Origin of the sequence: Colwellia sp. BRX10-4, from assembly GCF_014077465.1 — a bacterium.
In the GTDB taxonomy this organism is placed as follows: domain Bacteria; phylum Pseudomonadota; class Gammaproteobacteria; order Enterobacterales; family Alteromonadaceae; genus Colwellia_A.
Genome location: NZ_JACGVZ010000008.1, coordinates 121,872 through 147,860 on the forward strand (window position 1 = coordinate 121,872; position 25,989 = coordinate 147,860).

Here is a 25,989-nt window from a genome sequence, read left to right on the forward strand (position 1 = left end):
TTAAAAGCGAGGACTTGGCAGACAGGGAGCAATAAGGAACTTTTAGTGACAAAAAAGTAGCGATAACATGTTCTGAATATTATTAGGTCACTTTACGTTACATGACGCGCTACTTTTAACGTTGATTGTCGGACAGCGATTCATCTTTTGTGGTGTTTACCGCAGACAATGAATCGCTTTTTATATAAAAAACGTATAGATAAGGATTAACCTAGCTCACTTTCTATTTTTGATCCTAAAAAAACTTTTGATGGATCAACAAGAAAACGTCTGCCTAAAGCTTCTCTTCCTAACAACATTAAATAACTCATATCAGAACGGTCCGTTAAGGTTATTTCAATTGACCACTTTTCTTCGCCAAGTACGATTAATGTTTCAATAACGTAACGTTGCTCTACAGTGCCATTAGAAGACTTTATTTTCCTGATATCACTAATTGGCGCACTACATTTAACAATAGTATCAACATTATGCGCATCAGGATGAATATCAAAAATAACTGAAGGCTTGCCATTTTTAATAACTTTTGTAATATTATCAACGTGTAACGATGACGTTTTTGCGCCGGTATCAACTCGCACTTGTAAGTCGTCAATAGCTAAGTCTGGCAAAGCTATTGACTCTAAACGGCCAATAACAACTTTGTTTGCTTTTTTCATACGGTTTCCTAACTGTCGTCATTTTCTGGTAAAAGCTGCTCTTGTACGTTTTCAATGTGTTCAGCGATTTCTTCATCGTCTTCACTGAAATAAGCGACATGAAACATAGCTTCTCCATCTTGTACTAGCGGTATATTTTGCTTACCGATTAAAATGCCTGAGCGTGTTGCTTTAACCGAATCAAATATTGCACCATATGGACTACCAATTTCGGCTAACACTTGACCTTTAGTGATCTGATCGCCCAAATTTACAATATTATGAACAATACCACTGGCATTTGCGCGTACCCATTGGCTGCCATTAGCAATAAAAGGCACAAGTTTTTTCTTCTTAGAACGGACAACTTTTCTAGTCATGCCTAAATATTGTAAAACATTTAAGATACCTTTCATGCCCGCTCGAATTGAAAACTCATCAAAACGCAGCGCTTCACCCGCTTCATATAATAATATTTTCGTTTCGTTTTTAACGGCTGATTCTCTTAACGAGCCATCAACTAAAGTAGAATTCAACACAACTGGTACGCCAAACACTTCCGCCAAGGCTTTGGTGTCGGGATCAGACATATCCGCCCTAATTTGTGGCAGGTTTGAGCGATGAATTGCCCCGGTGTGTAAATCGATACCGTAATCACAATGCTTAACGATTTCATTGAGAAATATATGTGCAACACGCCCCGCTAAAGAGCCTTTCGCAGAGCCGGGAAAACAGCGATTAAGATCACGACGGTCAGGCATATAACGACTTTGATTAACCACGCCATAAACGTTAACCATAGGAACAGCAATAACGGTGCCTCGCGTGATTTTAAGTTTCTTTTCGTGGATCAAGCGTCGAATAATTTCAATACCATTTAATTCGTCGCCATGTACCGCCGCACTCAAAAAAATAGTGGGCCCCGGTTTTTTAGCGCGAATAATATGAACGGGCAAAGAAACGTCGGCATCGGTATATAACTTAGCAACCGGCAGCTCTATTTTACGCTGCTCTCCAGGTGAAATTTCAAATTCACCAATGCGTAATATGTCTGTAGAACTCACTTTCATTATCCTTTGCCACGTGTCTTAGTGTCATGAGGTTTGGCATTTTTTTCTAAAAACTCAAACACCATCCCGGCAACATTTTTGCCCGTCGCTTTTTCAATACCTTCAAGGCCAGGAGATGAATTAACTTCCATGACCATAGGACCATTTTGTGAACGCAGTAAATCGACACCACACATGTTCAAACCCATCGCTTTTGCAGCACTGACAGCAGTATCACGCTCAGCCTTAGATAATTTAACCACTTCAGCAGAGCCACCGCGATGTAAATTAGAACGAAACTCACCTTCAGCGCCTTGACGTTTCATCGCCGCAACAACTTTACCGCCAATCACTAAACAGCGAATATCTGCACCACCCGCTTCTTTAATAAACTCTTGTACCAAAATATTCGCGTTTAAGCCCATAAACGCTTCGATAATGGCTTCAGCCGATTTAGCAGTATCGGCTAAGACTACACCTATACCCTGTGTGCCTTCGAGTAACTTAATCACTACCGGCGCGCCACCAACATTTTTAATTAAATCTTTAGCATTATCAGGTTTACTGGCAAAGCCTGTTCGCGGTAAACCCAAACCTTTACGTGATAGCAACTGTAATGACCGTAATTTATCGCGCGAGCGGCTGATAGCGACGGATTCATTAATGTTGAAGGTACCCATCATTTCAAATTGTCTTGCCACCGCTGTGCCATAAAAAGTTACAGAGGCGCCAATACGAGGAATAATTGCATCATACTTTGGTAGTTCTTTACCGTGATAACGCACCGATGAACGGCTACTCGTAATGTCCATATAACAATGCAAAGTATCGATAATATCAACTTCATGGCCCATAGCTTCACCCGCTTCTTTTAAGCGGCGCGTAGAGTAAAGTTTTTTATTTCTAGATAAGATAGCAATTTTCATAAGTCAGTCTTTTGATATTCACTTTTATTTAATGATAAAAAGTGAGGTAATAAGTGCTGTGGAGTGTATAGTCAGCTTATTAAATAATATAGCGCTATATTTTGATGAGTTTAATCAAAAAAAATGATTGCGTTGTTTGTCGAGGTTTGTATGAGAATCGAACTATTAAAAACATTTCTTGAAGTGAGCCGTACATTACACTTTAGAATAGCATCTGAGAACTTATTCATTACTCAATCTGCGGTAAGCGCAAGGATTAAGTTATTAGAAGGTGACTTAGGTGTACTGTTGTTTGACCGAAGCCAAAAGCATTTAAAATTAACCCCTGAAGGTAATCGGTTAATAAAACATGCTAATGAGTTATTGTTTATGTGGCAAAAAACGAAACAAGATGTTGGTGTTGCAGACAGTGATACTTATCAATTAGTTGTTGGCTCTATGATGTCTATTTGGGATATTGTCTTACAAGATTGGTTGAAAAAGATTCACCGCAATCTTGATGATGTTAGTTTATTAACCAACACTTACTCGCCGTTAGAGCTTAGAAAGAGTTTACTAAGTCGTGTGGTCGATGTTGCCTTTTTTTTCGAACCACCGTTTGTTAAAGATTTAATCACTGAAAAAGTCGCCACGGTTCCACTACATTTAGTCACCACAGAGCCAAACGATATTATGGAAAAGTTAACATTAGATAACCACATAATGGTCGACTATGGTGAATCAGTGAATGCGCAACACCTTCGAGAATTTCAAGATGCTCCTCCCGCAAGACACTATATGAGCCAACCAAGAATTGCATTAAATTTTCTATTAGACGCCGGCGGAAGTGCTTATTTACCCAGACAAATGACTTTTGAGTATATCGAGAAAAATAAATTATACCTAGTTGAAGAAGCGCCGGTATATTCAAGAGATATATATGCCGCTTATTTAGCGAAAAGTCAGAAAACTGATATCATTGAGCAAACCCTGCAACTGTTTCCTTCTGTGGTAATATAAACAAGATTATTAGATAGTAGTATAAACAAGGTTAGTGACCGTTAATTAATGATACGTTTGAGTAGGAAATATTATGCTTTTGTCAAAAGAGGTGTTGATTAGAAATAATGTTAAAATTATTGGAAAAGGCGAAAAAACACTTTTTCTTGCTCATGGCTTTGGTTGTGATCAAAACATGTGGCGATTTTTAACGCCTAAGCTATTGAGTCAATTTACCATTGTATTATTTGACTATGTCGGCTCTGGTGGTTCGGATATATCACAATACAACAAAAAACGTTATAGCCAACTTGAGGGATATGCCGAAGATATTATTGAAATAGCTGAAGTGCTACAGCTATCAAGTGCAATTTTGTCGGGCATTCAGTAAGCAGTATTATTGGTGCGATTGTCGCCAATAAAAGGCCTGACTTTTTTTCTAAGCTTATCATGATATGCCCTTCTCCTTGTTTTCTAAACTTTCCTCCTGAATACTTGGGCGGCTTTGAAAAAGAAGATTTACTCGAGCGATTAAGCTTGATGGATAAAAATTATATTGGTTGGGCTGATTATTTAGCGCCATTAGTAATAGGAAATGATCATTCAACAGATTTAATAGGAGAGTTAACGGGAAGTTTTTGCTCTACCGACCCTGTTATAGCGAAGAATTTTGCTGAAGCAACATTTTTATCTGATTATCGCCATATTTTAAAAGATATAAAGCAACCTTCATTAATTTTCCAAAGTAAGAATGATGCATTGGCTGCGACGACTGTTGGTGAGTTTATTCATAGCCAAATAAAAGATAGTCAACTGGAAGTGGTTCTGGCTGACGGACATTGTTTACATATGACGCATCCGAACGAAATTGTCGACTTAATAATAGAATACGCAAAAAATGACCACAACACGCAAAAATAAAACACAAAGTAACATGCAAAATTATTCGCTGGATAGTTTTCCTTGCGGTGCTTTAGTCACTAATTCGTCAAGAATTATTACCTATGTTAATACATATTTCACCACTGAACTATTATGGCAACCAGCAGAACTTATCGGTAAAAGTACTGATGTGATTTTCACAAAATCGTCAAAAATATTTTTTCAAAGTTATCTCATTCCAACACTTTTACACAAGAAAACGTGTGAAGAAATGCAGTTAATTATATTTAATGCTCAAGGGGGTCGCATTCCAGTAACCGTTAACGCGCATTTAGGTGATGATGGCTGTATTTATTGGAGCTTTTTTAATGCCTCGAAAAGAGACCAACTTTATAATGAATTATTAAAAATCCGCAAAACATTAGAAGAGCAAGCAGAAGAGTTGAAATTATTTGCTTCTACTGACGAGTTAACCGAGTTATTAAATAGAAGAGAAATGAAATACCGAAGTGTTTTAGTCCTTGAGCAGGCAGCGAGATCTCATCAATCGGTTGGTTTGTTAATGCTCGATATTGATTACTTTAAGAAAGTAAATGATAACTTTGGCCATTTAGAAGGGGATCGTGTATTAAAAGAGCTTGGTCAAAAATTAAAAGCCTTTTGTCGACAAACAGACCTCGTTGCTCGCTTTGGTGGTGAAGAATTTTTGATCATGCTACCTGACACAGACAAAGTGAATGTTTTATTGTTTTGTGAAAGATTACATCAATTAATCGCTGACATTACGGTTGACAATAAACCATTAACGGTAAGTATTGGTGCCAGTATTTGTGACGATAAAATATCATTTACTGACTTTTACGCTCAGGCTGATGATGCCGTATATAAAGCAAAAGAACTTGGCAGAAACAGAACCGAGGTGTATAAAACTGATTAATGCTCATTAAACTTAAGATTTAAAATTTAAATTCGCAACGTTTATAAAAAGCCAATACCTATAGTAGATATTGGCTTTTTACATGATATGTTTTTACTATTTCTCAGCCGCTATTTTACGTGCTTGGTGTAATTTTTTGTAGCTTTCAATCAACCTCAGGTGCTTATCTAAACCTTCAAGTTTCATACTTGTTGGTGTTAAACCGTAAAACCTAACTTCACCAAAGACTGAACCAACCACGTGTTCCATAGTCTCTTCACCAAACATTCGATTAAAGTTACCGATATAGTCTTCAAGTTCCATCTCTTCGTCTAGGGTAACTTCTAATACCGCATGAACCGCTTGATAAAATAAGCCACGTTCAACCGTATTGTCATTGTATTGTAAAAACTCTCCAACTAATTCAATAGCCTCTTCTAAAGCACCTAAGGCAAGATAAATAAGAATCTTTAATTCAAGAATAGTGAGCTGACCCCAAACAGTATTTTCATCAAACTCAATACCAATTAATGTTTTTATATCAATGTAGTTATCTTGTTGGCTATCTTCTAAACGCTCAGCTAAAGCGACTAATTGTTCTTCACTTAAAATGTGAAGATTTAAAATATCTTCGCGGTATTCAAGAGATTTATTGGTGTTGTCCCAAATAAGGTCTTCAACCGGATACACTTCTGAATAGTCTGGTACTAGCATACGACAAGCGGTAGCCCCCAATTGATTGAACTCTGCAATATAGACTTCTTTGCCCAAGTCTTTCAAAATCGCCATTAACACAGCATTTTCTTCTTCGTTAGTGCCAGAAAAATCCCATTCACAAAATTCATAATCAGCTTTATTGCTAAAGAAACGCCAGGAAACAACACCTGTTGAGTCAATAAAGTGATCAACAAAGTTTTCAGGTTCAGTAACCGCCATGCTATTAAAGGTTGGCTTAGGTACATCGTTTAAGCCTTCAAAGCTTCTTCCTTGTAATAACTCAGTTAAACTCCTTTCTAGCGCAACTTCAAAATTTGGATGAGCACCAAATGAGGCAAAGACACCCCCCGTTTTAGGGTTCATAAGCGTGACACACATGACTGGGAATTGACCACCTAAGGATGCATCTTTAACAACAATAGGAAAGCCCTGCGCTTCTAAGCCTTCAATACCTGCTAAAATACTTGGGTATTTTGCGATCACTTCTTTGGGCACATCAGGTAAAACAATTTCTTGTGCAATAATTTGTTTTTTTACCGCACGTTCAAAAATTTCTGACAAGCATTGTACTTGTGCTTCGGGTAAGTTATTACCTGCACTCATACCATTACTTAAAAATAAATTTTCAATTAAATTTGAAGGAAAATAGACGGTTTCACCATCAGAATGGCGTACATAAGGAATAGAGCAAATACCTCGATCTGCTAAGCCAGAGTTGGTATCTATTAGGTTTGAGCCCCGCAATTCATCGTCAGGGTTATATATCGCTAAACAATATTCATCAAGTATGTCGCTGGGCAACTCATCATTGGCGCCAGGTTTAAACCATTTTTCATTGGGATAATGAACAAAATCACTGTTGGCAACATCAACACCAAAAAACTGATCGTTATAAAAGAAATTACAGTTAAGACGCTCAATAAATTCACCAAGTGCAGAGCAAAGCGCACTTTCTTTCGTTGCGCCTTTACCGTTAGTAAAGCACATCGGTGATGCAGCATCACGGATGTGCAATGACCAAACATTAGGCACAATATTTCGCCAAGAAGATATTTCAATTTTCATACCTAAATCAGCCAACAGGCAGGTCATATCGGCAATAGTTTGTTCAAGTGGTAAGTCTTTACCTAAAATGTAGGTGCTGGAACCACTTGCTGACTGCCCCATAAGCATTGCTTGGGCGTCGTTTTCAAGACTATCGACTATTTCTACTTTAAACTCTGGTCCACTTTGAACGACTTTTTTAACGGTACAGCGATCAATGGAACGGACAATGCCTTTACGGTCTTTCTCAGAAATACTTTCAGGCAACTCAACCTGAATTTGAAAAATTTGGTTATAACGATCCTCAGGATCTACGATATTGTTTTGTGACAAACGAATATTTTCAGTGGGTATATCACGCGAATTACAATAAACCTTAACAAAATAGGCGGCACAAAGTGCTGATGAAGCTAAAAAATAATCAAAAGGCCCTGGAGCAGAACCATCACCTTTATAGCGAATAGGTTGATCAGCGATGACAGAAAAATCATCAAATTTAGCTTCAATTCTAAGGTTGTCGAGATAATTAACTTTGATTTCCATTGAATAATTTCCGAAGTTTTGCACTAAAAGCTCAGTGATTTGCTTAGTTTTAGCGACTGCCAATTGGCAAAATGTAATTAATGATCGCTATTATCTGTTTTTTCGAGACATTAGTCTTGGAAAAAAAGACATTAATTAAGAAAGACACTGTTTTAAATAAAATAGCGCGGTGTAACCAGGAATTTGATTTTACAGGGACATTAAAATAGCTAGGTAAAGTGTGGTAAAACAATAATTCAACCAAGGTAGTGAATCACTTTTTATCATTCCTCGCGCAACAGTAAACGATAATAACTATAAAGACTGACCGTCGTATAAGCTATAAATAAACAAAAAAGCTATTTAACGAAGGGTTAAATAGCTTTTTTAAAGATATATGATAACGTTTAATAAATGATTAAGAATTAACCGCCGCATTTCTTAGCGTCAGTTTTAGTTTCGCCACATTTACCTTTTTTGTCTGCTTACCTTCGCCACATTTAGCTTTTTCGTCAGCTTTACCTTCACCACATTTTCCACTAGCATCTGCCGCGGTAATCGTTACAATGCTTTTAGTTTCAAAAGGGTTCATTTCTACTTTTACAGGAGCTGAAATGGCAAGTATTAAGGCAAATAAACCTAATAAAGCTGTCAATGATGATTTTTTTTAAATTTTCATGATATTTTCATTTAATATTATATATTTTGGCACTACATATGTAAGCTACTAACAAAGCCCCCTTCACCGAATAAATAAATTTCAATGAAGTTGAAAATATTTATTCACTCTTAAATAAATCTTATCGCTCATTTTTGAGGTTACTCGCTGATCTATGAATACTCAAGTAAAGAAAGTTGTTTTAGCACCAATGGAAGGTGTTGCTGATGCCTTAATGCGCCGTCTACTCACCTCATTAAATAATTACGATTTTTGTATTACTGAATTTCTACGTATTGTTGACCAGCTTTTACCTGAGCGATGTTTCTACAAAGTTTGCCCTGAATTAGAACAACAAGGTTATACACAGTCAGGCACACCATTGAGAATGCAGCTACTTGGTCAAGAACCCAACTGGATGGCAGAAAATGCTGTTCGAGCAATAGCGCTAGGCTCACATGGTGTTGATCTTAATTTTGGCTGTCCAGCTAAAACTGTTAATAAAAACCGTGGCGGTGCCGCATTACTAAAAACCCCTGAAGATATTTACAAAATAGTGCTAGCGGTAAAAAAAGCGGTTGGCGAGGATGTGATCCTTTCGGCAAAAATTCGCTTAGGCTTTGATGATGCCTCATTGTTAGACGAAATAGTTAGTGCTATAACCTCTGCCAAAGCGGATCAACTCACCATTCATGCCAGAACTAAAGCCGATGGCTATCGTCCTCCCGCTTATTGGCACTTCATTGCTGGCATTGTCAAAAGGTACCCAATAGAGATCTTCGCGAATGGTGAAATATGGAATTTAGCAGACGCCCACCGCTGTATTGAAGAAAGCCACACCCAAAATTTAATGCTTGGTCGTGGTGCACTTGCGCTACCAAATTTAGAGGCAGTAATAAAAAACAACCAACAAGCTATGCCTTGGCACCAACTTTGTATCCTATTAAAACAATACAGTGATCTTGAATTAATAGGTGATAAGAGCTTTTACTTTTCTAGTAGATTGAAACAATGGTTGCGCTATTTGAAATTACAATACCCAGAAGCACAACAGTTATTTAATGATATTAAAACACTAAAAAACAAAGAAGAAATTTTAAATTTATTAGACAAGTCGTCAGTTAACAGCACTAATATTATTTAATAAATTTCAATTTATTTTATTTTATTACTAAAAATACAATATCACTTAACGTCATTGTGTTTTAACATAAAGTATCTCTAATTATTTTGTGCTGCTATGAATAAATCTCATTCCATCTTATTCTTCATATTTTTTATCTCAACTTGTTGTAATACTCATGCTGAACAATTGCCCAGTTCTTACGAAAATGCATTGATTTTTTTACAACAAGGCAAGCTTAATGAAGCTGAAATAGCGGTTAAAAATAGTATTCAGCAGCGTCCTAATTACTTACCTTCTCGATTATTATTAGGCGATATCCTTTTGCAAAAAGGTCAGCCACAGTCAGCAGAAAAAGAATTAGCTATAGCTTTATCTTTGCAAGCTGATAGTTTTGCTGTGATTCTACCTTTAGTTAAAGCGAAATTATTCTTGTATAAACATGATGACGCTTTAGATTTATTAAACCAATATCCACAACTTGCCACTGAAAATGAATATTTTCTCTTACAAGGTAATGCATACAAAGGTTTGAATCAGTCAACTTTAGCTAACAAGTCATATCAGCAATCAATAAATATCCATGGAGAAACGTTAGAGCTGTTTATAGCTATGGCTGATTTATCATTTAAAGAAGGAAAACTTGATAGCGCTTTAACTTTGGTAAATAAAGCGATTTCATTAAAAGATAACCACCAAGGTGCGCTTATGCTCAAGGCTGAGATATTAAAGAACACTGATAACTTTGATGATGCCTTAGAAATATATACTGAAATGCTTCAAAAGGAACCCACAAATAAGCAATCATTATTTGGTAAAGCGACCATTTTATTAGAGCTTAACCAACTCAATAGTGCGCTTAGTTTTTCACTAACGTTACGAGAAAACTTCCCAAATGACCCTTATATAAAACTATTACACTCTTCAATTATCGCATTACAAGGTAATGAAAGAGAAGCACGCACTTTGTTACGTGATATTCAGCAACAGTTTATGAATTTAAGCAACGAGCACATGCAAAATAGAGAAGTATTGTTGCTGTCTGCTAGTGTTGATTATTTAAATGAAAACTATCATCAAGCACGCCGACAGTTTTTACTTTACCTTAGCGATTATGAGGGAAATGTCGTTGCTTATCGCCATCTTACTATGATCGCTTTAAAAGAGAATAACCTGACTTTAGCACAACAATATGTTGATAAAGCACTAACCCTATCGCCAAATGAAGTTGATATTCACTTGCTTGCCTCTCATATTTATCAACAACAATTCGACAAAAATGAATACTTAAGCTTCATTGAGAAAGCCCAGTCGACGTTTCCTGATAATACGCTACTCAGAGATCAGTACATAGGCGCACTTCTTTCTGTTAACCGAAGCAATGACGCGGTAGCTTTACTTAATAAAACAAGTAGCAGCAGTACATTAGCAAATAAAACGCTATTAGGGTTTTTACAATTACAAACCAATAATATTGAACAAGCTAAAATAACGACTCAAACATTATTAGACGAAAATCCCAATAAAGTTGAAATTTTACAACTCGCCGGTGAATTATCATTAAAGCTTGGTCGGGATGAAGACTCGATAAAGCTATTTAAACAAGCACTTATATTAGACGATACATTTCGTCCCGCATTATTGGCATTAGCGGGTATAAGTCTAAATAAAAAAGATGAACAACAAACTGAATATTATTATCAACAATTACTGACACTTTACCCTAATGATGTTTTAGTACTTCAGTTGTATGCAGACTTTGCGATTAAACAACAACAGTTATTTTTAGCGATAAAGTTACTTAGCCAAATACCCAAAGGTCATATTGATTTCATGACAAATCAGCGGGCATTACTAACACTTTACCTAGAAAATAATCAGTTAGCCAACGCAGAAAAAACACTTCAGTTATTAGAAGAGTTCTTCTTGTTTGATCAAGAGTTACTATTAGCAAAAAGTAAACTACAAAAACAGCAAGGTAAAACGGCTAAGTCTTCTAAAACACTTAAAATTTTATTTGGTTTAATTTATGATGACGTCGCTAAAATTGAGACGTTAAGTAACCTTCAAATTGATATAGCTGACATTGAGGCAGCAAAACGCAGTATTGATAGAATTAGACAATTATCAAGTGGCAAAATTTCTCCTTATATTGAAACTCGTTTTGCTTTAGTTACGCAAGATACTAAAAAAGCTAATCAATTGATTGAACAACAGTTGTTAATAAATCCTGAAGATCCTACTTGGATAGAGCTAAAAATTCATCTTTTACTCACCGAAAACAACATGGATCAAGCAATCGATTTATTAAGACCACTTTATCAAAGCCAAAAGAATCGTGAGCACATGCAGTTACTCGCTCAACTTTACTCACAGAAGAAAAACCTTGCAGCTCTCACCTTATTATTACAGGAATGGATAGGACAACAAAGTTCAGATGCTTGGGCAGTTTCACAGCTAAGTACCATTGCTCTAAATAACGGTGATACAGCATTAGCAATATCGACGCTTGAAAACTATGTACATATTAACCAACAGCCTATTTTTCTAAATAACCTTGCTAATTTATACCAAGAAAACAATCCAAAAAAAGCACTTTTTTTCGCTAAGAAGGCCTACGAATTAGCCCCTACGTTAGCGGTAATTAATGACACATTAGGTTGGTTATTTGTTAAAAACAATCAACCTCAAACAGGTTTAAGTTACTTAAGAGAATCAATTGCTCGCGATGTGAATAATCCAAACTATCATTACCACCTTGCTTATACCTTAGCAATTTTGAAGCGAATCCCCCAAGCTAAAGCTGCTTTGCTCACAGCACAAAAGCTAGCCCTAGATCACGAACTAACCAAAAAAATAAACCTATTAATAAATAAAGATTAATAGAGTTAATACCCAAAATAAACATCCTGCATAAAAGACAGCGTTGTCAAATAGGTTTATTTAATGATATGATGTGCAAAATATAGTCATATTGATTCAATTATAAGGAACATTAATGCGACATTTAGCTGTTATCGCAAGCTTATTCTTAAGTTTTCCACTATTTGCTGACATCATCGATTTTGGTCAAGCGGGTAAATATCATGCTTTTATTAAAGAAAACTACTCTGTTAGTTCATCTGACGTAGAGGGTCGAATCGCCGTTGGTGGTAACCTTTTAGTTGATGGTCAATATGACATTGGCGCAAAGATAATTGACTTTGCTATGGGGGATGGCCCGAGTTTAGTTGTTGGCGGAAATATTGAAAAAATAAATCCCTCTGGCAACCTTGCTGTTTATCAGCATCATAAAGCAGGAGAAACCCCTGAATTGGGTGATGCAATAATTGGTGGAACATTAACGGGTACTCTCAATGATGTGCGATCATTAACTCAGAATTCTGACTCTTTACCGGTTGATTTTAATAGTGCATTTTCCCATTTAGAAAACCTTTCACAACAATTATCAGCGCGAACTGCCTACGGTAGTGTTAAAGACAATGGATGGGCATTAATATTTTCAGTTGATGAGAATGTTGTGCCAGAAAATGGCGTTTACGTTTTTAATGTTACTCAGCAACAATCTGAGAGCGAATTCTATATCAATACTAATGGCATGGCTGAAGACGCAACGGTTGTATTTAATATATCAAATGACACAGGATCTTCCGTTATCGACCTTTCATCAAGAGGAATGGTATATATTACGAACGATAGTGCCCCAACAAGTTCTACGAACCCTCTAAGCAATAAATTTATTGCAGGTGAAGCGAATACCCCCGTACCTTTCCAGTTGCTTTACAACTTTTATGGCGCTAGCCAGTTAAACTTAGATATTGCATTATATGGCAGTATATTAGCTCCTACTGCCGATATAGCAGCGAATGGTGGGCAGATGTTTGGACAAGTTATTGGTAAATCTTGGCAAGCTAATCGTGCATTTCAAACAAATTACAACCCGTTTCAACCAACAGGTTCACCGGCAACTTCTGTTCCAGAACCAAGCACTTTCATTATTTTTGCAGTGGCTTTTTTAATGATGCTTTCTCGTAATACATTATCTAAAATTAGATCAAAATTGACGTTGAAACAATTTAGCAGTTTTGCCTAGCGATTAAAGTAACCAATAGATAACTAAAAATGCCAGACATTATGCTCTGGCATTTTTTGTACTACAAACTCTCTTCAGTCTTTTTTGGTCGTGTTTTTATTAAGTTCCCCCCACCACCATCTTCTTCTTGCTGCTTTTTAATCACTCTTTTTTCAGAAACCACCATAGCAATCGCTTTTTCCACAAAAGGTTCGGCAGAAAACATTTGCACAAAAACAGCAAAGGCAATCGCTATACCACGGCGTTTTTTAGCAAGCTTCATTAATATTATCGCTAATACTGATAGCACCGCAAAAACGAACCATGGCGCTAACGCCAGATATAAATCATACCTAAAGAAATTTTCCATAGAGCACTTAATCAAATTATTTAAAAGGTTTAAACAATGAAATGATTAAACGGATATTTATTAAAATAATCCATTACGCGCTGAGGTTTTCACTTTCAACTTGATAAAGCGTTTTAATGAATTGTAGATGAATCGTTACCACAGACTTTTGAAAAGTTTGTTTTTGAATTTTATACTTTTACCTACTTATCTGTGTATCGACAAGTATAAGGGAGTTATGATGTAAATCAAAAGCGTCAAGAAATAAATCCGAATATAAATAAGTACCACTAATATTTAGAGCATTTAATGCTTGATATAGTTAAACTTCGGCTTTTTTTGTAATATAAGTAAGGAGACTTCAGCACAATACTCTATGTATTCTTCTTGTTGAGTATCCTTGCTAATCACAGATGACAAAGCAACTGAGATACAGTATTAGCCGATACTAAAGAGCTGATGAACAAAATAAAGTTCAAAACGATATTTTGCAATTGGTATTCCTAAGGATCTGTTGATAGCTTATATATTGAACTTACTCTATAAGATTTCAATAATATTTGAATTTTTATAATATTTAATACTAATGAGTTAATAATTTCAGGTAGTATATAGGTATACTTTCCCAGTAATATTTACATCTTATGAACTATTTAAAATTAATTATTATCTCATTTACTCTTCTACTTACGGCATGTGGTGACGAAGGAAATGGAGATATTAAAACGTCAGAAAGTCCTGAAGTTGTCGCTGTCGCCTTTTTTGATGCGCTTTATAATGAAAAAAATGTGAAGAAAGCAGCTAAAGTATGTAGCCCGCAATTGTCTCGAATTATATTACATTACAAGTCACCCAAAGCTGTTGGCCGTCATTTATTTAATATGTCATACGATTCAGTGGTTGCATCGCCAGATGACAGCGGTGTAAAAGTTCGTGAGCAGTTCAAAGACGCAGCGGTAATTACTGTTTATTTTGATGGTATTTACGATAATAATCGTTTGAAAGACGTTAAGCGCTTATCTCTTATTCAGATAGATGGCGATTGGGTTATTGATAAAATATTAAAAGACCCTTTCTAAATTAGTCTTTGCTTTAAAATACACTTTTGACCTATCCTAAAAAAGATAGGTCAAAAAATGATTTATAAACCTAAGACAACCCCTTCTCTGCGCGGATCTGCACCGCCAATTAATCCCTGCTCTGTCACTTCAATTGCATGAAGACCACTATTTAAATCTCTAACGATAACTTTATGTCCCTTGGCTTCTAAAGCTGGCCTTAATAATTCAATATTCGTGCCTTTTTCTAAGGTGGTCACCTTATTACGATTGGTTACTTTTGGTAAATTTATTGCCGTTTGAGGGTCTAACTGCCAATCAATTACACCAACAATGGCTTGCGCAACATAGTTTATAATCCGGCTACCACCAGGTGAACCCACTACAAGTTTTAATGAATTATCTTGGTTAAATACCATCGTAGGAGCCATAGAACTTCTAGGTCGCTTTAGTGGCTCTAAGCGATTTGCTACCCATTGCCCATTCACTTTTGGTGTTAATGAAAAATCCGTTAATTGATTGTTTAAAATAAAACCTTCCACCATCACCGCTGAACCAAAAGCCATTTCAACACTGGTCGTCATTGATATCGCATTTCCTTGTTTATCAACAATTGAAATATGACTGGTTGATGGTAACTCCAAAGCAAGATCGTCTGCTTGTACTAAAGCGCCCTGCGGGAAACCAGCTTGCGCTGTTCCCATATCCTTATCGATATTAATTAATTTCGAGCGTTTTGCTAAATAGTTTGGAGATATTAGCCCCGCAACAGGTACATTAACAAAGTCGTTGTCGGCAATATATCGTTCTCGATCGGCAAAGGCTAAACGTGAACTTTGTGTAAGTAAATGCACGGCCGTTAAACTGTTAGGGCTTTCTTTCGCAAAGTCGTAAGGTTGAAGTTGGGCAAGCAGTTGAATAACAGCAACACCGCCAGAACTAGGAGGTGCCATACCACAAATATTATAGTCGCGATAACGACCACAAACAGCAGGCACTTGTTTAGGCTGATAATTAGCCATATCTTGCAGAGTAAGTCTACCTGGCGCTATGATAGAATTTTGCACCGCATCAACAATTTTTTCCGCTATCCAACCTTGATAAAAAGGTTTAAGTCCATCTTTAGCGATACTTCTGTAAACAGCAGCAAGCTTCTTGTTTTTTAAACGATCACCGGCTTTTATGGCGATATTATTAGGGAAGAAATAATTTTTTATTTCAGGCAGCTGGCTAATGCCTGGATTAAACTGCATTGATACTAGTTTTTCGAGCCGCGGAGAAACAATAAAACCTTGCTCGGCAAGCTCAATGGCTTCGACAAACAATTCTGACCAAGCAAGCACCCCATATTGTTGATGCGCTTGTTTTAGTGCTGACAACACACCAGGAACACCAACAGAACGACCACCAACAACGGCTTTAATCCAAGAAATGGCTTTACCTTTATCATCTAAAAACAGCTCAGCCGTAGCCAATTTTGGCGCAGTTTCGCGACCATCAAAAGTCGTTAAGAATTGTTCTTTTTTATCCCAATGCAAAATAAAAGCACCACCACCAATCCCCGATGATTGTGGTTCAACTAAGGTCAATACCAGTTGCACAGCAATCGCCGCATCGATAGCACTGCCACCTTTTTTTAGGATGTTGAAACCAACTTGGCTAGCATAAGGATTAGCTGCTGCGATCATAAAGTCTTTGCTGGTAACTGCTTGTTTATGGATAACACCCGTAGCAGCTTCGGGTTCACGGTCTTCTTGTTGTTTTATTATTTCAGCTTGACTAGTAAAGGTAAGTACCAGTGATAGCGTTACCATACTTAAACGCTGAAATAGTGGGATTCGAGACATAGTTTTCCTTAAAAATACATAAACTAATTTGGGTTAAACGATAACTGAAAATGATTAAATTCTACAAAGCTTGCCAATACTGCTTGATACTTATTTTCTCCATCACGTTGGTGTTCTAAAACACTAAGCCCATAACAACATGCCTCTAGCGATGACAGAGCGTGCTTTTTGGTTGTTTTTCGAATTTGATATTGTCCAACAATATCATTCTCCAAGGTAAAATGCGGCAGTTGTTGCAGCCAAGTGTTACTCATAAACATTTTATACGCTTTTTTCCAAGTACCGTCTAAGATAAACAAACACTTAGGCGTTGTTATATCACTATTATTGGCACTTAAAACAACGGCGTCATTAGCTGGATATAAAACAGCACATTGTTGATGATAATGCTCTAATAATCGATGTACTTCAATGTGGTCAGTAAAGTTTTCACCCACAATAACTTGGCTATTTTTTAATGACAGATGCAATAAGGTAACACTGCCTTTACTTTGTTTAACTTCTAATGGATGTTGTAAAATCACGATATGAATATCATTATCAACCAATGTGACTAAATGACACAGACAAGATTTTTCAGGACGTTCGCATTGTAAGCAGTATGCTCGGGTCATTAATTTGGGCTTAACAGATAATTATTAGCGATGAGTCTACGCTGTTCACCATTAAACGTTAAGAATATTTTTAATATAAAAAACATCTAAAATGCAGTAAAATATATTTTACTCTTTGTTTATAAGCCTATTTTCATGCGATTGTCACTTTCTGCTTTTCCCATTTCTGTTCAACAAGTAACGGTTCCCGCGATAGTTCTGATTATTTCACTGGTTGCTTTTATATTTGATAGTAGTTTCAGTGATTTATTTGTTTATCAACGCAGTTTAGTCAGACAAGGCGAAGTTTGGCGGGTATTTACTGGGCACTTTTTTCACACCAATGGTGCGCATTTCCTGTTGAATAGCGCAGCGGTTATTATGTTGTGGGCCTTGCATGGTCAATTCTACACCATTAAAAATTATCTGATTGTATTTATGATAAGTGCTGTTATTTGTGCTGTTGGCATCCATTGGTTTTCACCAAACATTGAACAATACGTGGGTTTATCCGGTATTTTACATGGCCTGTTTATTTGGGGCGCTATCGAGGATATTAAAGCAAAAGAGCGCACCGGTTACTTATTACTTATTGGAGTAATTTTAAAGATAGCTCACGAACAATATTATGGCGCAAGTGAAGACGTCGCTGACTTGATTGGCGCTAACGTAGCAATAAATGCTCATTTATGGGGAGCATTAGGTGGTGTATTCGCCATCTTATTTTTAATGGCTCTAAAATTATTTCCACTAAAAAAACATTAAGGTAAAGACTGATTTTTTTAAATATTGTCGATAACACCTGCTTTTTTCAACGCGATTAATGCCTTATTATATTATTTTATTATTTTATTATTTTATTGATAGATTAGAATTAGCTGAAAGCGCTATGGATATTATGCTCACTTATCACTTATCACTAAGCTTTGAATTTGATATTGCTCCAGCTGCTCAATTTCTCAGTAATAGCATCATTAATATCTTTCATGGTACCTGACACTGACTTTCCCTTTACAATAATGGCATAAGGGGAATAGTTATGCTCCCCAAACTGACTTTACATACCGCTTTAGCCTGAGCATTTACAATAAAGGCGAGATAAAATAAGACCACAAATATTAGTTTCATCCTCCTGCAACGATTTTATGTCAATCAGTGAGTGTCGTTCGTTCGCCAAAAAAAAAGGTTACCGCTCTTAATTTATAAGAAAGGTAACCCTTTAGTCTTGCAAGCTCTAGATAAATTACAAGGTATTTTCAAATAACTTATAGATGCGTCGATATTCATCTAACCAAGAACTTGGCTGAACAAAACCATGAGGTTCGACTGGATAAATAGCCGTTTCGAAGTTTTGCTTTTCTAACTCAATCAAGCGTTGCACCAAACGAACGGTATCTTGAAAAAAGACATTGTCGTCGACCATTGGCGCATTAATTAATAAGGGTTTTTCTAATCCCTCAGCAAAATAAATAGGTGAACTTCTCTCATAAGCAATTGCGTCATCGCCAGGGGTGTTCAAAATATTTGAGGTATAACCATGATTATAATAGGCCCAGTCAGAAACTAAGCGCAGTGCTGAACCTGATTGAAATAAATCAGGCTGAGTGAACATAGACATTAAGGTTAGAAAGCCGCCATATGAACCGCCATAAGTCCCAATACGTTGACGGTCGACATTAGCATTATCAACTAACCAGTTTACGCCATCACGCATATCTTGTACTTCAGGTTTACCCATGTGGCGATATATAGCTGTTCGCCAATCTCGGCCGTATCCTGCAGAAGCACGATAATCCATGTCAATAACGACATAACCTTGTTGCACTAACATACTATGGAACATGTATTCTCTAAAATACCCAGACCAACCTAAATGTGAGTTTTGTAGATAGCCAGCACCATGACTAAACATTACCGCACGATTTTTATCAGCCGTTTTATCATAGTCTTTTGGTAAATAAACACGAGAATAAACAGGTTCATCTTGATATGAAGAGGGCACAGCAACCACACTTGGCGCAGTCCAAGGCATACTTAAGAATTTTTCAGAGACCGTATGAGTTAAGCGTATCGCCGTAGCATCATCTTTAAGTGCTTTTACATAAAGCTCTGGAGGCATAGCTACTGTTGAATGTTCAATTAATAACGTTGAATCATCTGGGCTTAATGCATAGTCATTCATACCACCTAAATCAGTTAAAGCACTGAACTGACCAGATTTTATATCTACTTGATAGATTTCATAAATACCAGGGTGTTTCTTATTGGCTTTAAAGACGAAACGCGACTTATCTTGCGTTAGGCTCACATCACTGATTTCAAATTGGCCACGGGTGAGTTGTTTAGCTTTACCTATTAAGTTTTTACTGTAAAGATGAGAATAGCCAGTTTCTTCTGAGAGGTAGTACAAGGTATTGTCACCTTTTAACCAACCAAACTCATTAAAGCTCCAGTTGATCCAAGCATCATCATGTAAGCGATGTTGGCTCTCTAGCTTATTCTCCATTAAATTAACTGTTGTTAACCAACGGTCTTTGTTGTCCCATGCTTCTAGTAATACTGCAACTTGTTTGCCATTTTCGTGCCATTGAATAGGCGAATTAGCTTGCATAACATGAATATTACGGGGTGATTTTTTAGACTGATAAACCTTACCTTCACGTTGATAGTTCTCAGTTTTGACACTGGTAAGTACATCTTCATCAGCACCGGGTAAAACCTCGTAAGAGAGTGGAAATTTTTGACCTGACTTTAAATCAAGTAAAAAAAGCTCATCATTATATTGACGATTATCAGCAACACGCTGACGGACCTTTTCCGCTTTTATATGACCATCATCTGCAATATAGTTAGGCATAGTATCACTATCAGCTTGGCTTGATTCACCGCTACTAATACTGACAATAAGTTTATCACCGTTGGGCGATAGACTCGCGTGATTGATACGTTTATTATCGCCTAGATAAAAATCACTCTTAGTCAGTGTAGCGTTTTGCGCTTTGAGTTTTTCTTGTTGATTCTTTCGCAGTTCGCTATTTCTTTTTTGCAAGGCAACATAAGCGATTAAGTCATGTTGTTCACTGGCAATATAGCTCTGACTCTCCTCACTGTCTTTAGGATCTTTTTTTAATTGTAAATTAGCTAATTCAATAATTTTATTACTGGATAAGTCATGTTCAAAAAATTTGTTGCCAACTCGGTAAGCGACATTACCATTATTTAAAAACATCGTTGAATATTCATAAGCTGACGTATAAGTCAGTTGTTGAACATCTAAACTCGCCAGCTCTTTAACAAAAACATTGCCTTCAAAAGTGTAAACTTCATGCGTATTGGCTTTGTTTCGCTGTGCATTTCTATCACTGACCACATGCATTTGCGCTAATTTAACTTTTTCTGCTTCCCTGTCCAACGTCGCTTGGCGGTATAAATCACTTAGCGGACTACCAGCACGTTTTTGTTTGTAGAAAATAGTCTGATTATCATCACCCCAATACCAACTTTGTGGTGAACGCCCCATCCAATCTGGGTCAGACATAATTTGTTCTAAGGTGATTAATAAGTCGTTATTTGCTGACAAAGACTCTTTTAGGGCAACGGCTTTAGCAATAGCGATTGTCTTTACTTCTTTAGCGGCCGCCACAGATTTATTATTGCTGTAGTTATCATCTAAAATCTTTTCAGCCGATTGATCAGCCGTTGTTGTTACACAGGCAACTAAAGATAAACTTATAGCGGCGGTTAATATTTTTATTTTCATAGGTAAGAGACTTATTTTAATCGTGAATTTTGAGAATGGACATCAGATAGTTAGTTATACTCAACCCGATAAATTTATACAATCAAATAGTAAATTTAACTGGCGGCAAAGTGTAATCTTATGCGACCAACCGCAATAAAGTTGCGTCATAATGTATGGAGGCTTTTTAAATCATGCCCATGCATCAATAAAGGCTACAATTAAAATGATAATTTGCTATAATCGCGCGCCTTGTTCTATACAACAAATTATTGTTTTTTGTATTGACCAGCGACAATAAAATCTTACTTACACAATCCTAGGCCAAATTATGCTCACACAAGTAAAAACCTCATTGTTCGAATACCCAAAATACTGGGCTGAATGCTATGGAACAGCGCCGTTTTTACCTATGTCTCGAAGTGAGATGGACACCCTTGGTTGGGATTCTTGTGATATTATTTTAGTAACTGGCGATGCTTATGTTGACCATCCAAGTTTTGGAATGGCAATTATTGGCAGAATGTTAGAGTCGCAAGGATTTCGTGTCGGAATTATCGCCCAACCTGCATGGCATACCAAAGATGCCTTTATGGAGCTAGGTCAGCCTAATCTATTTTTTGGCGTTACAGCCGGAAATATGGACTCAATGATCAATCGTTATACCGCTGAACGTCGAATGCGTCATGACGATGCCTACACGCCAAACGATGAAGGCGGCAAACGTCCAGACAGAGCAGTAACTGCATATACTCAGCGCTGTAAAGAGGCTTATAAAGGTGTGCCAGTAATTATTGGCGGCATCGAAGCAAGTTTACGTCGCATTGCCCATTACGATTACTGGACAGACAAAGTACGTCAATCGGTATTATTTGATTCAAAAGCAGATATCCTCGTCTACGGTAATGCCGAACGCCCCTTAATTGAAATTGCCCACCGTATTGCAAATGGTGAGGAAGTTAAAAATATCACCGATGTTCGCGGCAGTGCTTTTCTTGCTAACCAAGTATTACCCAACTGGAAAGGTATCGACTCTCGTTCGATAGATAAACCCGGTAAAATAGACCCAATATTCAGTCCTTATCAAGAAATCACCTCTACTGATTGTTCTGAGAACAGTGCAGAAGCAGATGCTGCGGCTAAAAACACCGACACTGATATAACCAAAACAGCACAAGTGATTGAACTGACACCGCATCGGGCAGAGCAACATAAAAATAAATCTTGGGCTGATAAAAAGAAGCCTTGGGAAACGACTTATATTAACTTACCTACTTTCGAACAAGTACGTGATAATAAAGTATTGTATGCCCATGCTTCACGTATTTTTCACCAGGAAGTAAACCCTACTTCTGCTAAACCTTTAGTACAGCGTCATGGCAGCAGACTTATTTGGTTAAATCCACCCGCAACCCCATTAACAGAAAGTGAAATGGATGGTGTATTTGGCTTACCTTATGCCCGAGTACCGCACCCAAGTTACGGTGATGCAAAAATCCCTGCCTATGACATGATAAAAACTTCGGTTAACATCATGCGTGGTTGTTTTGGTGGTTGTACTTTTTGTTCGATAACAGAGCATGAAGGCAGAATTATTCAGAGTCGTTCACAAGAATCGATACTCAATGAAATAAAAGATATTCAACTAAAAGTACCAGGATTTACCGGCGTAATATCTGACTTAGGTGGTCCTACCGCCAATATGTATCAGCTAAATTGTAAAAGCGAAAAAGCTGAGGCAACCTGTCGTAAACCCTCGTGTGTATGGCCCACAATATGTGGTCATTTAGATACAGATCATACGCCTACTATTGAGCTATATCGTGCTGCGAGAAAAATACCTGGTATCAAGAAAGTATTAATAGCATCTGGAGTTAGATACGACTTAGCGATTCAAGATCCGGAGTACGTCAAAGAACTAGCTACACATCATGTTGGAGGTTACTTAAAAATAGCCCCAGAGCATACTGAAGAAGGTCCTTTAAATAGCATGATGAAGCCAGGTATGGGCAGCTATGATAAATTTAAAGAAATGTTTGATCATTACTCTAAGTTAGCCGGTAAGAAACAATATTTAATTCCATACTTTATTTCTGCACATCCAGGCACAACAGATCGTGATATGGTTAACTTAGCACTTTGGTTAAAAAGTAATGATTTTAAATTAGACCAAGTTCAAAACTTTTATCCATCACCTTTAGCCAATGCCACCACTTTGTACCACACTGAAATAGATTCGCTGCGAAACGTAAATAAAAACAGCAAGAGTGTTGCCGTACCTAAAGGCACTATTCAGCGTCGCTTACATAAAGCTATATTACGTTATCATGATCCAGCTAACTGGCCGATGCTTCGTCAAGCTTTTACTAAAATGGGCTTAGGAAAGACGCTAATTGGTTCTAAACCGGGCTGTCTGGTACCCAACGAAACCCGTGGTGAGAAAGAGCAACAACACTATAAGAATAACGGTAAAGGAAAAAATAACGCTAAAGGGAATAAAACCACCTTTGGCAAAAAGCCAGTAACGACTAAGACGGCTTATGGCAAGAAGCCGGCAACAAGCGCAACTGCTGAGAAAAGTAAGCAAGGCTTAACACGTTTCTCTGAAAATCAGTTTGATGATAGAAAGCCAAAGCAACCATTTGGTAAAAAGAAAAAGTAATATTATCTGCCCAAAAATAAAGCCGTGTTTACTTGATAAGTAAACGCGGCTTTTTAGTAAAAAAATAAATGATATTAGATAAATAATATCCCACTACAGTTAGCGTGAGCAATATATTGAATCCGTTATCAATGTTAAGTCACTGTTTTATTATTACCGTTGACATCGTTAGGAAATTCAAGAGAAAAACAACACCCTTCGCCCAGTGCCGAAGTAAGTAGCACCTTGCCGTTATGCTTATCCATTATTGTTTTAACAGTCGTTAAGCCAACGCCAGTATCTTTTGTTGCGGAAAGCTTTTCAAAGATACCAAATATTAAGCAATGGTATTTTGAGTCGATGCCTATAACGTTGTCTCTTACATGAATTGTTGCTGATAATTTTGTTTGGCTGGTAAATACGTCAATAAGGAGAGGAGTGACTCGATAGCGTATGGCATTGTTGAATAAATTCAGTATCCCCTCAGGCACCAAGCGTTAATTGGCATTTACGGTATGTAAATTGTCAGTTAAATTAATAGTAGCAGTGGCTTTGAGAAGTCCCTCTTCAATACGGCACTTTGTTGTCCTACTACTTGCTTAATATTAATTACAGAGGTTTCTATAGCTTGTTGAACAATAAGAGATAAATCAAGTAAATCAGTTAATACCCTCTCCATGTTATCAACATTTTCGATGATGAGACTCAGACGATATGCTTGCTTATCGATTAACTTATCAGCAAATTCTAATTCTAATTTATGACTAAAAGCGGAAATAGTGACTAATGTCGATTTTAGATCGTGTGAAACTGTATAGATAAACTGTTCCATTTCTTTGTTCTTATTTACTAATTGCTTGTTGAGTTTAGTCGCTTGACGTCTTTCTTTTTCAACATTTTTCATCATACTCAATAAGATGACTTATGAACGAGCCATATCAACTTTATGCCCTTCCATCTTGATGTTTAACATAGTACTTTGCGCGCGTACCTTTTGCTGATCTTTAAAGAAAAAACGGATAATGACGACTAAGGTCAATAACAAAGCAACTAGCACAATAAAGCCAGATTTAAGGCTGTTACGAAGTAAGTCAGACATCTTATCTTCAAGTAAAATCGCAACCTTATCTGCAACAACTTTTATTTCAATATGAGAAGGCTCATCGTCGTAACGTAAATAATTATCAACTTCACTTATGCTCATATTTTTCTCAGTTAAGGCTGGTAACAGGGATACCCGTTCCTTATAAGCCACCATCATGTATCTTACCGCTAACATGTTAAGTTGCCTGAGAATTAACGCGCCTTTTATTTCTAGTTTATCTAATTGGATGTTTGCTTTACGGCAGTTTTCAAAAGCATCAGCCCAATAGTGCGGTTCATTGGGCCGTAAGATCGCATTTTTAAAATTATGTATTAAACCAACATAACCAATCTGACTTTGCATTTCGATAATAGCCGAATATACCGAAACGCGTTGCCCACGCATGTATTTTTGTTTCGATACATAATAGAGTGCAATAAGTACTTCTTGTGTGATGAAGAATAATAGTAGTAGCGCAGTTAGTACGGAATTCTTAGAATACATCGATATTCCACATAAAAGCGAATGTGCAATAAAAATTTAATATAGACAACCTGGCGAAGTTAAACATCGTAGACCTGCTCTCGCTTAAGTTCGACCATTAAGGCATTAACTTCTTTTTTTAATTCGATGACGCGTTCTTCTCAGTCGAGTGTTGCAGAATAAACTGAACTCATTTGGGCATTTTTATGTTTTAACGCCTCAACGTCCTTTAGTGCCTCATGATATTTAATTTCGACACCCGGTAATTGAATAAGATCGGGTAATATTGGTGGTAAAACAATGGCAGTTAAAATAGAAGTAAAAACGGTTAAGGCTTTTATCCAGCCTTGGTAGTCATAAACGGGTTACCAAGTTACATAAATAGGGACAAAATGGGTGATGTCGCAAAAGAAAATAAACGCCATAAATAAGGCAAATATATCTTTATGTGGCACACTTTCTTTCCTCTTGTAGAGTAATATAGCCAAAATAATAGGGATCAGATAATAGGATACACCTATAGTGATATCAGAAATAACATGGAGTTAACGGCCTTAGGCCAAAGGTCCCAAATGGGTTTCACCTGATCGGGCATACGTAAATTACGACCTAAATCACTCCATCGCGTTGGATAATGAAAGTCTGAGCCCATAGATGCATGTAAATCATA

The 25,989-nt window shown here is 36.9% G+C and carries 21 protein-coding genes and 1 pseudogene; 10 read left to right on the top strand and 12 right to left on the bottom strand.

The genetic code is table 11. The features are described 5' to 3' along the window. Positions 1-206 precede the first annotated feature (206 nt). Genes H4J67_RS08925 through rimK form a run of 3 tightly spaced genes read right to left on the bottom strand, consistent with a single transcriptional unit; the run spans position 207 to position 2,613 of the window. The gene (locus H4J67_RS08925; protein ID WP_182175672.1) at positions 207-659 is read right to left on the bottom strand and encodes a RimK/LysX family protein; all 453 of its coding nucleotides are present in this window, start codon (positions 657-659) and stop codon (positions 207-209) included. Between the two features lie 8 nt (positions 660-667). Next, positions 668-1,708, bottom strand: coding sequence for a succinylglutamate desuccinylase/aspartoacylase family protein (locus H4J67_RS08930; RefSeq protein WP_182175671.1), 1,041 nt, complete (start codon positions 1,706-1,708; stop codon positions 668-670). Continuing rightward, entirely contained in the window at positions 1,708-2,613 is a 906-nt protein-coding gene (gene rimK, locus H4J67_RS08935) for a 30S ribosomal protein S6--L-glutamate ligase (protein ID WP_070376387.1), read from the bottom strand. Before rimK ends, H4J67_RS08930 begins: the two co-directional genes overlap by 1 nt. Positions 2,614-2,763: 150 nt before the next feature. Here rimK and H4J67_RS08940 point away from each other — a divergent pair, with 150 nt between their 5' ends. The 3 genes and pseudogenes from H4J67_RS08940 to H4J67_RS08950 all read left to right on the top strand — a co-directional run bounded on the left by H4J67_RS08940 (position 2,764) and on the right by H4J67_RS08950 (position 5,410). Continuing rightward, positions 2,764-3,612 (top strand): LysR family transcriptional regulator, encoded by an 849-nt coding sequence (locus H4J67_RS08940; RefSeq protein WP_182175670.1) that lies wholly within the window; start codon positions 2,764-2,766, stop codon positions 3,610-3,612. 73 nt (positions 3,613-3,685) lie between these two features. Continuing rightward, a pseudogene (locus tag H4J67_RS08945) lies at positions 3,686-4,512 on the top strand (alpha/beta fold hydrolase). Next, on the top strand, positions 4,490-5,410 hold the full coding sequence (locus H4J67_RS08950; protein ID WP_182175668.1) for a diguanylate cyclase: 921 nt from the start codon (positions 4,490-4,492) through the stop codon (positions 5,408-5,410). The pseudogene H4J67_RS08945 and the gene H4J67_RS08950 overlap by 23 nt, the downstream one beginning before the upstream one ends. A gap of 96 nt (positions 5,411-5,506) precedes the next feature. Here H4J67_RS08950 and H4J67_RS08955 read toward each other — a convergent pair whose 3' ends face one another. Beyond that, positions 5,507-7,693: an OsmC domain/YcaO domain-containing protein gene (locus tag H4J67_RS08955; RefSeq protein ID WP_182175667.1), complete on the bottom strand. Its 2,187-nt coding sequence runs from the start codon at positions 7,691-7,693 to the stop codon at positions 5,507-5,509. A 397-nt stretch (positions 7,694-8,090) separates the two neighbouring features. Continuing rightward, a complete protein-coding gene (locus H4J67_RS08960; RefSeq protein ID WP_182175666.1) occupies positions 8,091-8,327 on the bottom strand; it encodes a hypothetical protein in 237 nt (78 codons plus the stop codon). Positions 8,328-8,505: 178 nt separating this feature from the next. Here H4J67_RS08960 and H4J67_RS08965 point away from each other — a divergent pair, with 178 nt between their 5' ends. From H4J67_RS08965 to H4J67_RS08975, 3 genes are all read left to right on the top strand, one after another. Then, the gene (locus H4J67_RS08965) at positions 8,506-9,474 is read left to right on the top strand and encodes a tRNA-dihydrouridine synthase (RefSeq protein ID WP_182175665.1); all 969 of its coding nucleotides are present in this window, start codon (positions 8,506-8,508) and stop codon (positions 9,472-9,474) included. Positions 9,475-9,570: 96 nt separating this feature from the next. Next, a complete protein-coding gene (prsT, locus tag H4J67_RS08970; RefSeq protein WP_182203511.1) occupies positions 9,571-12,336 on the top strand; it encodes an XrtA/PEP-CTERM system TPR-repeat protein PrsT in 2,766 nt (921 codons plus the stop codon). 115 nt (positions 12,337-12,451) lie between these two features. After that, the gene (locus H4J67_RS08975) at positions 12,452-13,546 is read left to right on the top strand and encodes a choice-of-anchor A family protein (protein WP_182175663.1); all 1,095 of its coding nucleotides are present in this window, start codon (positions 12,452-12,454) and stop codon (positions 13,544-13,546) included. 61 nt (positions 13,547-13,607) lie between these two features. Here the strand turns inward: H4J67_RS08975 and H4J67_RS08980 are convergent, their stop codons facing one another. Further along, positions 13,608-13,895 (bottom strand): hypothetical protein, encoded by a 288-nt coding sequence (locus tag H4J67_RS08980; RefSeq protein WP_182175662.1) that lies wholly within the window; start codon positions 13,893-13,895, stop codon positions 13,608-13,610. Positions 13,896-14,518: 623 nt separating this feature from the next. On the opposite strand from H4J67_RS08980, the gene H4J67_RS08985 reads away from it, so the two are divergent. Beyond that, positions 14,519-14,953 (top strand): hypothetical protein, encoded by a 435-nt coding sequence (locus H4J67_RS08985; RefSeq protein WP_182175661.1) that lies wholly within the window; start codon positions 14,519-14,521, stop codon positions 14,951-14,953. Between the two features lie 62 nt (positions 14,954-15,015). Here H4J67_RS08985 and ggt read toward each other — a convergent pair whose 3' ends face one another. Both ggt and H4J67_RS08995 read right to left on the bottom strand, forming a co-directional pair. Further along, the gene (gene ggt / locus H4J67_RS08990) at positions 15,016-16,779 is read right to left on the bottom strand and encodes a gamma-glutamyltransferase (protein WP_182175660.1); all 1,764 of its coding nucleotides are present in this window, start codon (positions 16,777-16,779) and stop codon (positions 15,016-15,018) included. 23 nt (positions 16,780-16,802) lie between these two features. Then, a complete protein-coding gene (locus H4J67_RS08995; protein WP_182175659.1) occupies positions 16,803-17,393 on the bottom strand; it encodes a tRNA-uridine aminocarboxypropyltransferase in 591 nt (196 codons plus the stop codon). Positions 17,394-17,528: 135 nt separating this feature from the next. On the opposite strand from H4J67_RS08995, the gene rrtA reads away from it, so the two are divergent. Then, entirely contained in the window at positions 17,529-18,137 is a 609-nt protein-coding gene (rrtA, locus tag H4J67_RS09000; protein ID WP_182203512.1) for a rhombosortase, read from the top strand. Between the two features lie 58 nt (positions 18,138-18,195). Continuing rightward, complete coding sequence (locus tag H4J67_RS20285; RefSeq protein WP_182175657.1) at positions 18,196-18,369, top strand: hypothetical protein; 174 nt, start codon at positions 18,196-18,198, stop codon at positions 18,367-18,369. Between the two features lie 246 nt (positions 18,370-18,615). Here H4J67_RS20285 and H4J67_RS09005 read toward each other — a convergent pair whose 3' ends face one another. Continuing rightward, positions 18,616-21,132, bottom strand: coding sequence for a prolyl oligopeptidase family serine peptidase (locus tag H4J67_RS09005; RefSeq protein WP_182175656.1), 2,517 nt, complete (start codon positions 21,130-21,132; stop codon positions 18,616-18,618). 310 nt (positions 21,133-21,442) lie between these two features. On the opposite strand from H4J67_RS09005, the gene H4J67_RS09010 reads away from it, so the two are divergent. Then, positions 21,443-23,773, top strand: a complete 2,331-nt coding sequence (locus H4J67_RS09010; protein WP_182175655.1) for a YgiQ family radical SAM protein — start codon at positions 21,443-21,445, stop codon at positions 23,771-23,773. Between the two features lie 134 nt (positions 23,774-23,907). Here the strand turns inward: H4J67_RS09010 and H4J67_RS09015 are convergent, their stop codons facing one another. Genes H4J67_RS09015 through H4J67_RS09025 form a run of 3 tightly spaced genes read right to left on the bottom strand, consistent with a single transcriptional unit; the run spans position 23,908 to position 25,340 of the window. Beyond that, positions 23,908-24,243, bottom strand: a complete 336-nt coding sequence (locus H4J67_RS09015; RefSeq protein WP_182175654.1) for an ATP-binding protein — start codon at positions 24,241-24,243, stop codon at positions 23,908-23,910. A 38-nt stretch (positions 24,244-24,281) separates the two neighbouring features. Beyond that, complete coding sequence (locus H4J67_RS09020) at positions 24,282-24,659, bottom strand: histidine kinase dimerization/phospho-acceptor domain-containing protein (protein WP_259368540.1); 378 nt, start codon at positions 24,657-24,659, stop codon at positions 24,282-24,284. A gap of 15 nt (positions 24,660-24,674) precedes the next feature. Continuing rightward, complete coding sequence (locus H4J67_RS09025) at positions 24,675-25,340, bottom strand: hypothetical protein (RefSeq protein ID WP_182175652.1); 666 nt, start codon at positions 25,338-25,340, stop codon at positions 24,675-24,677. Positions 25,341-25,989: the final 649 nt, after the last annotated feature.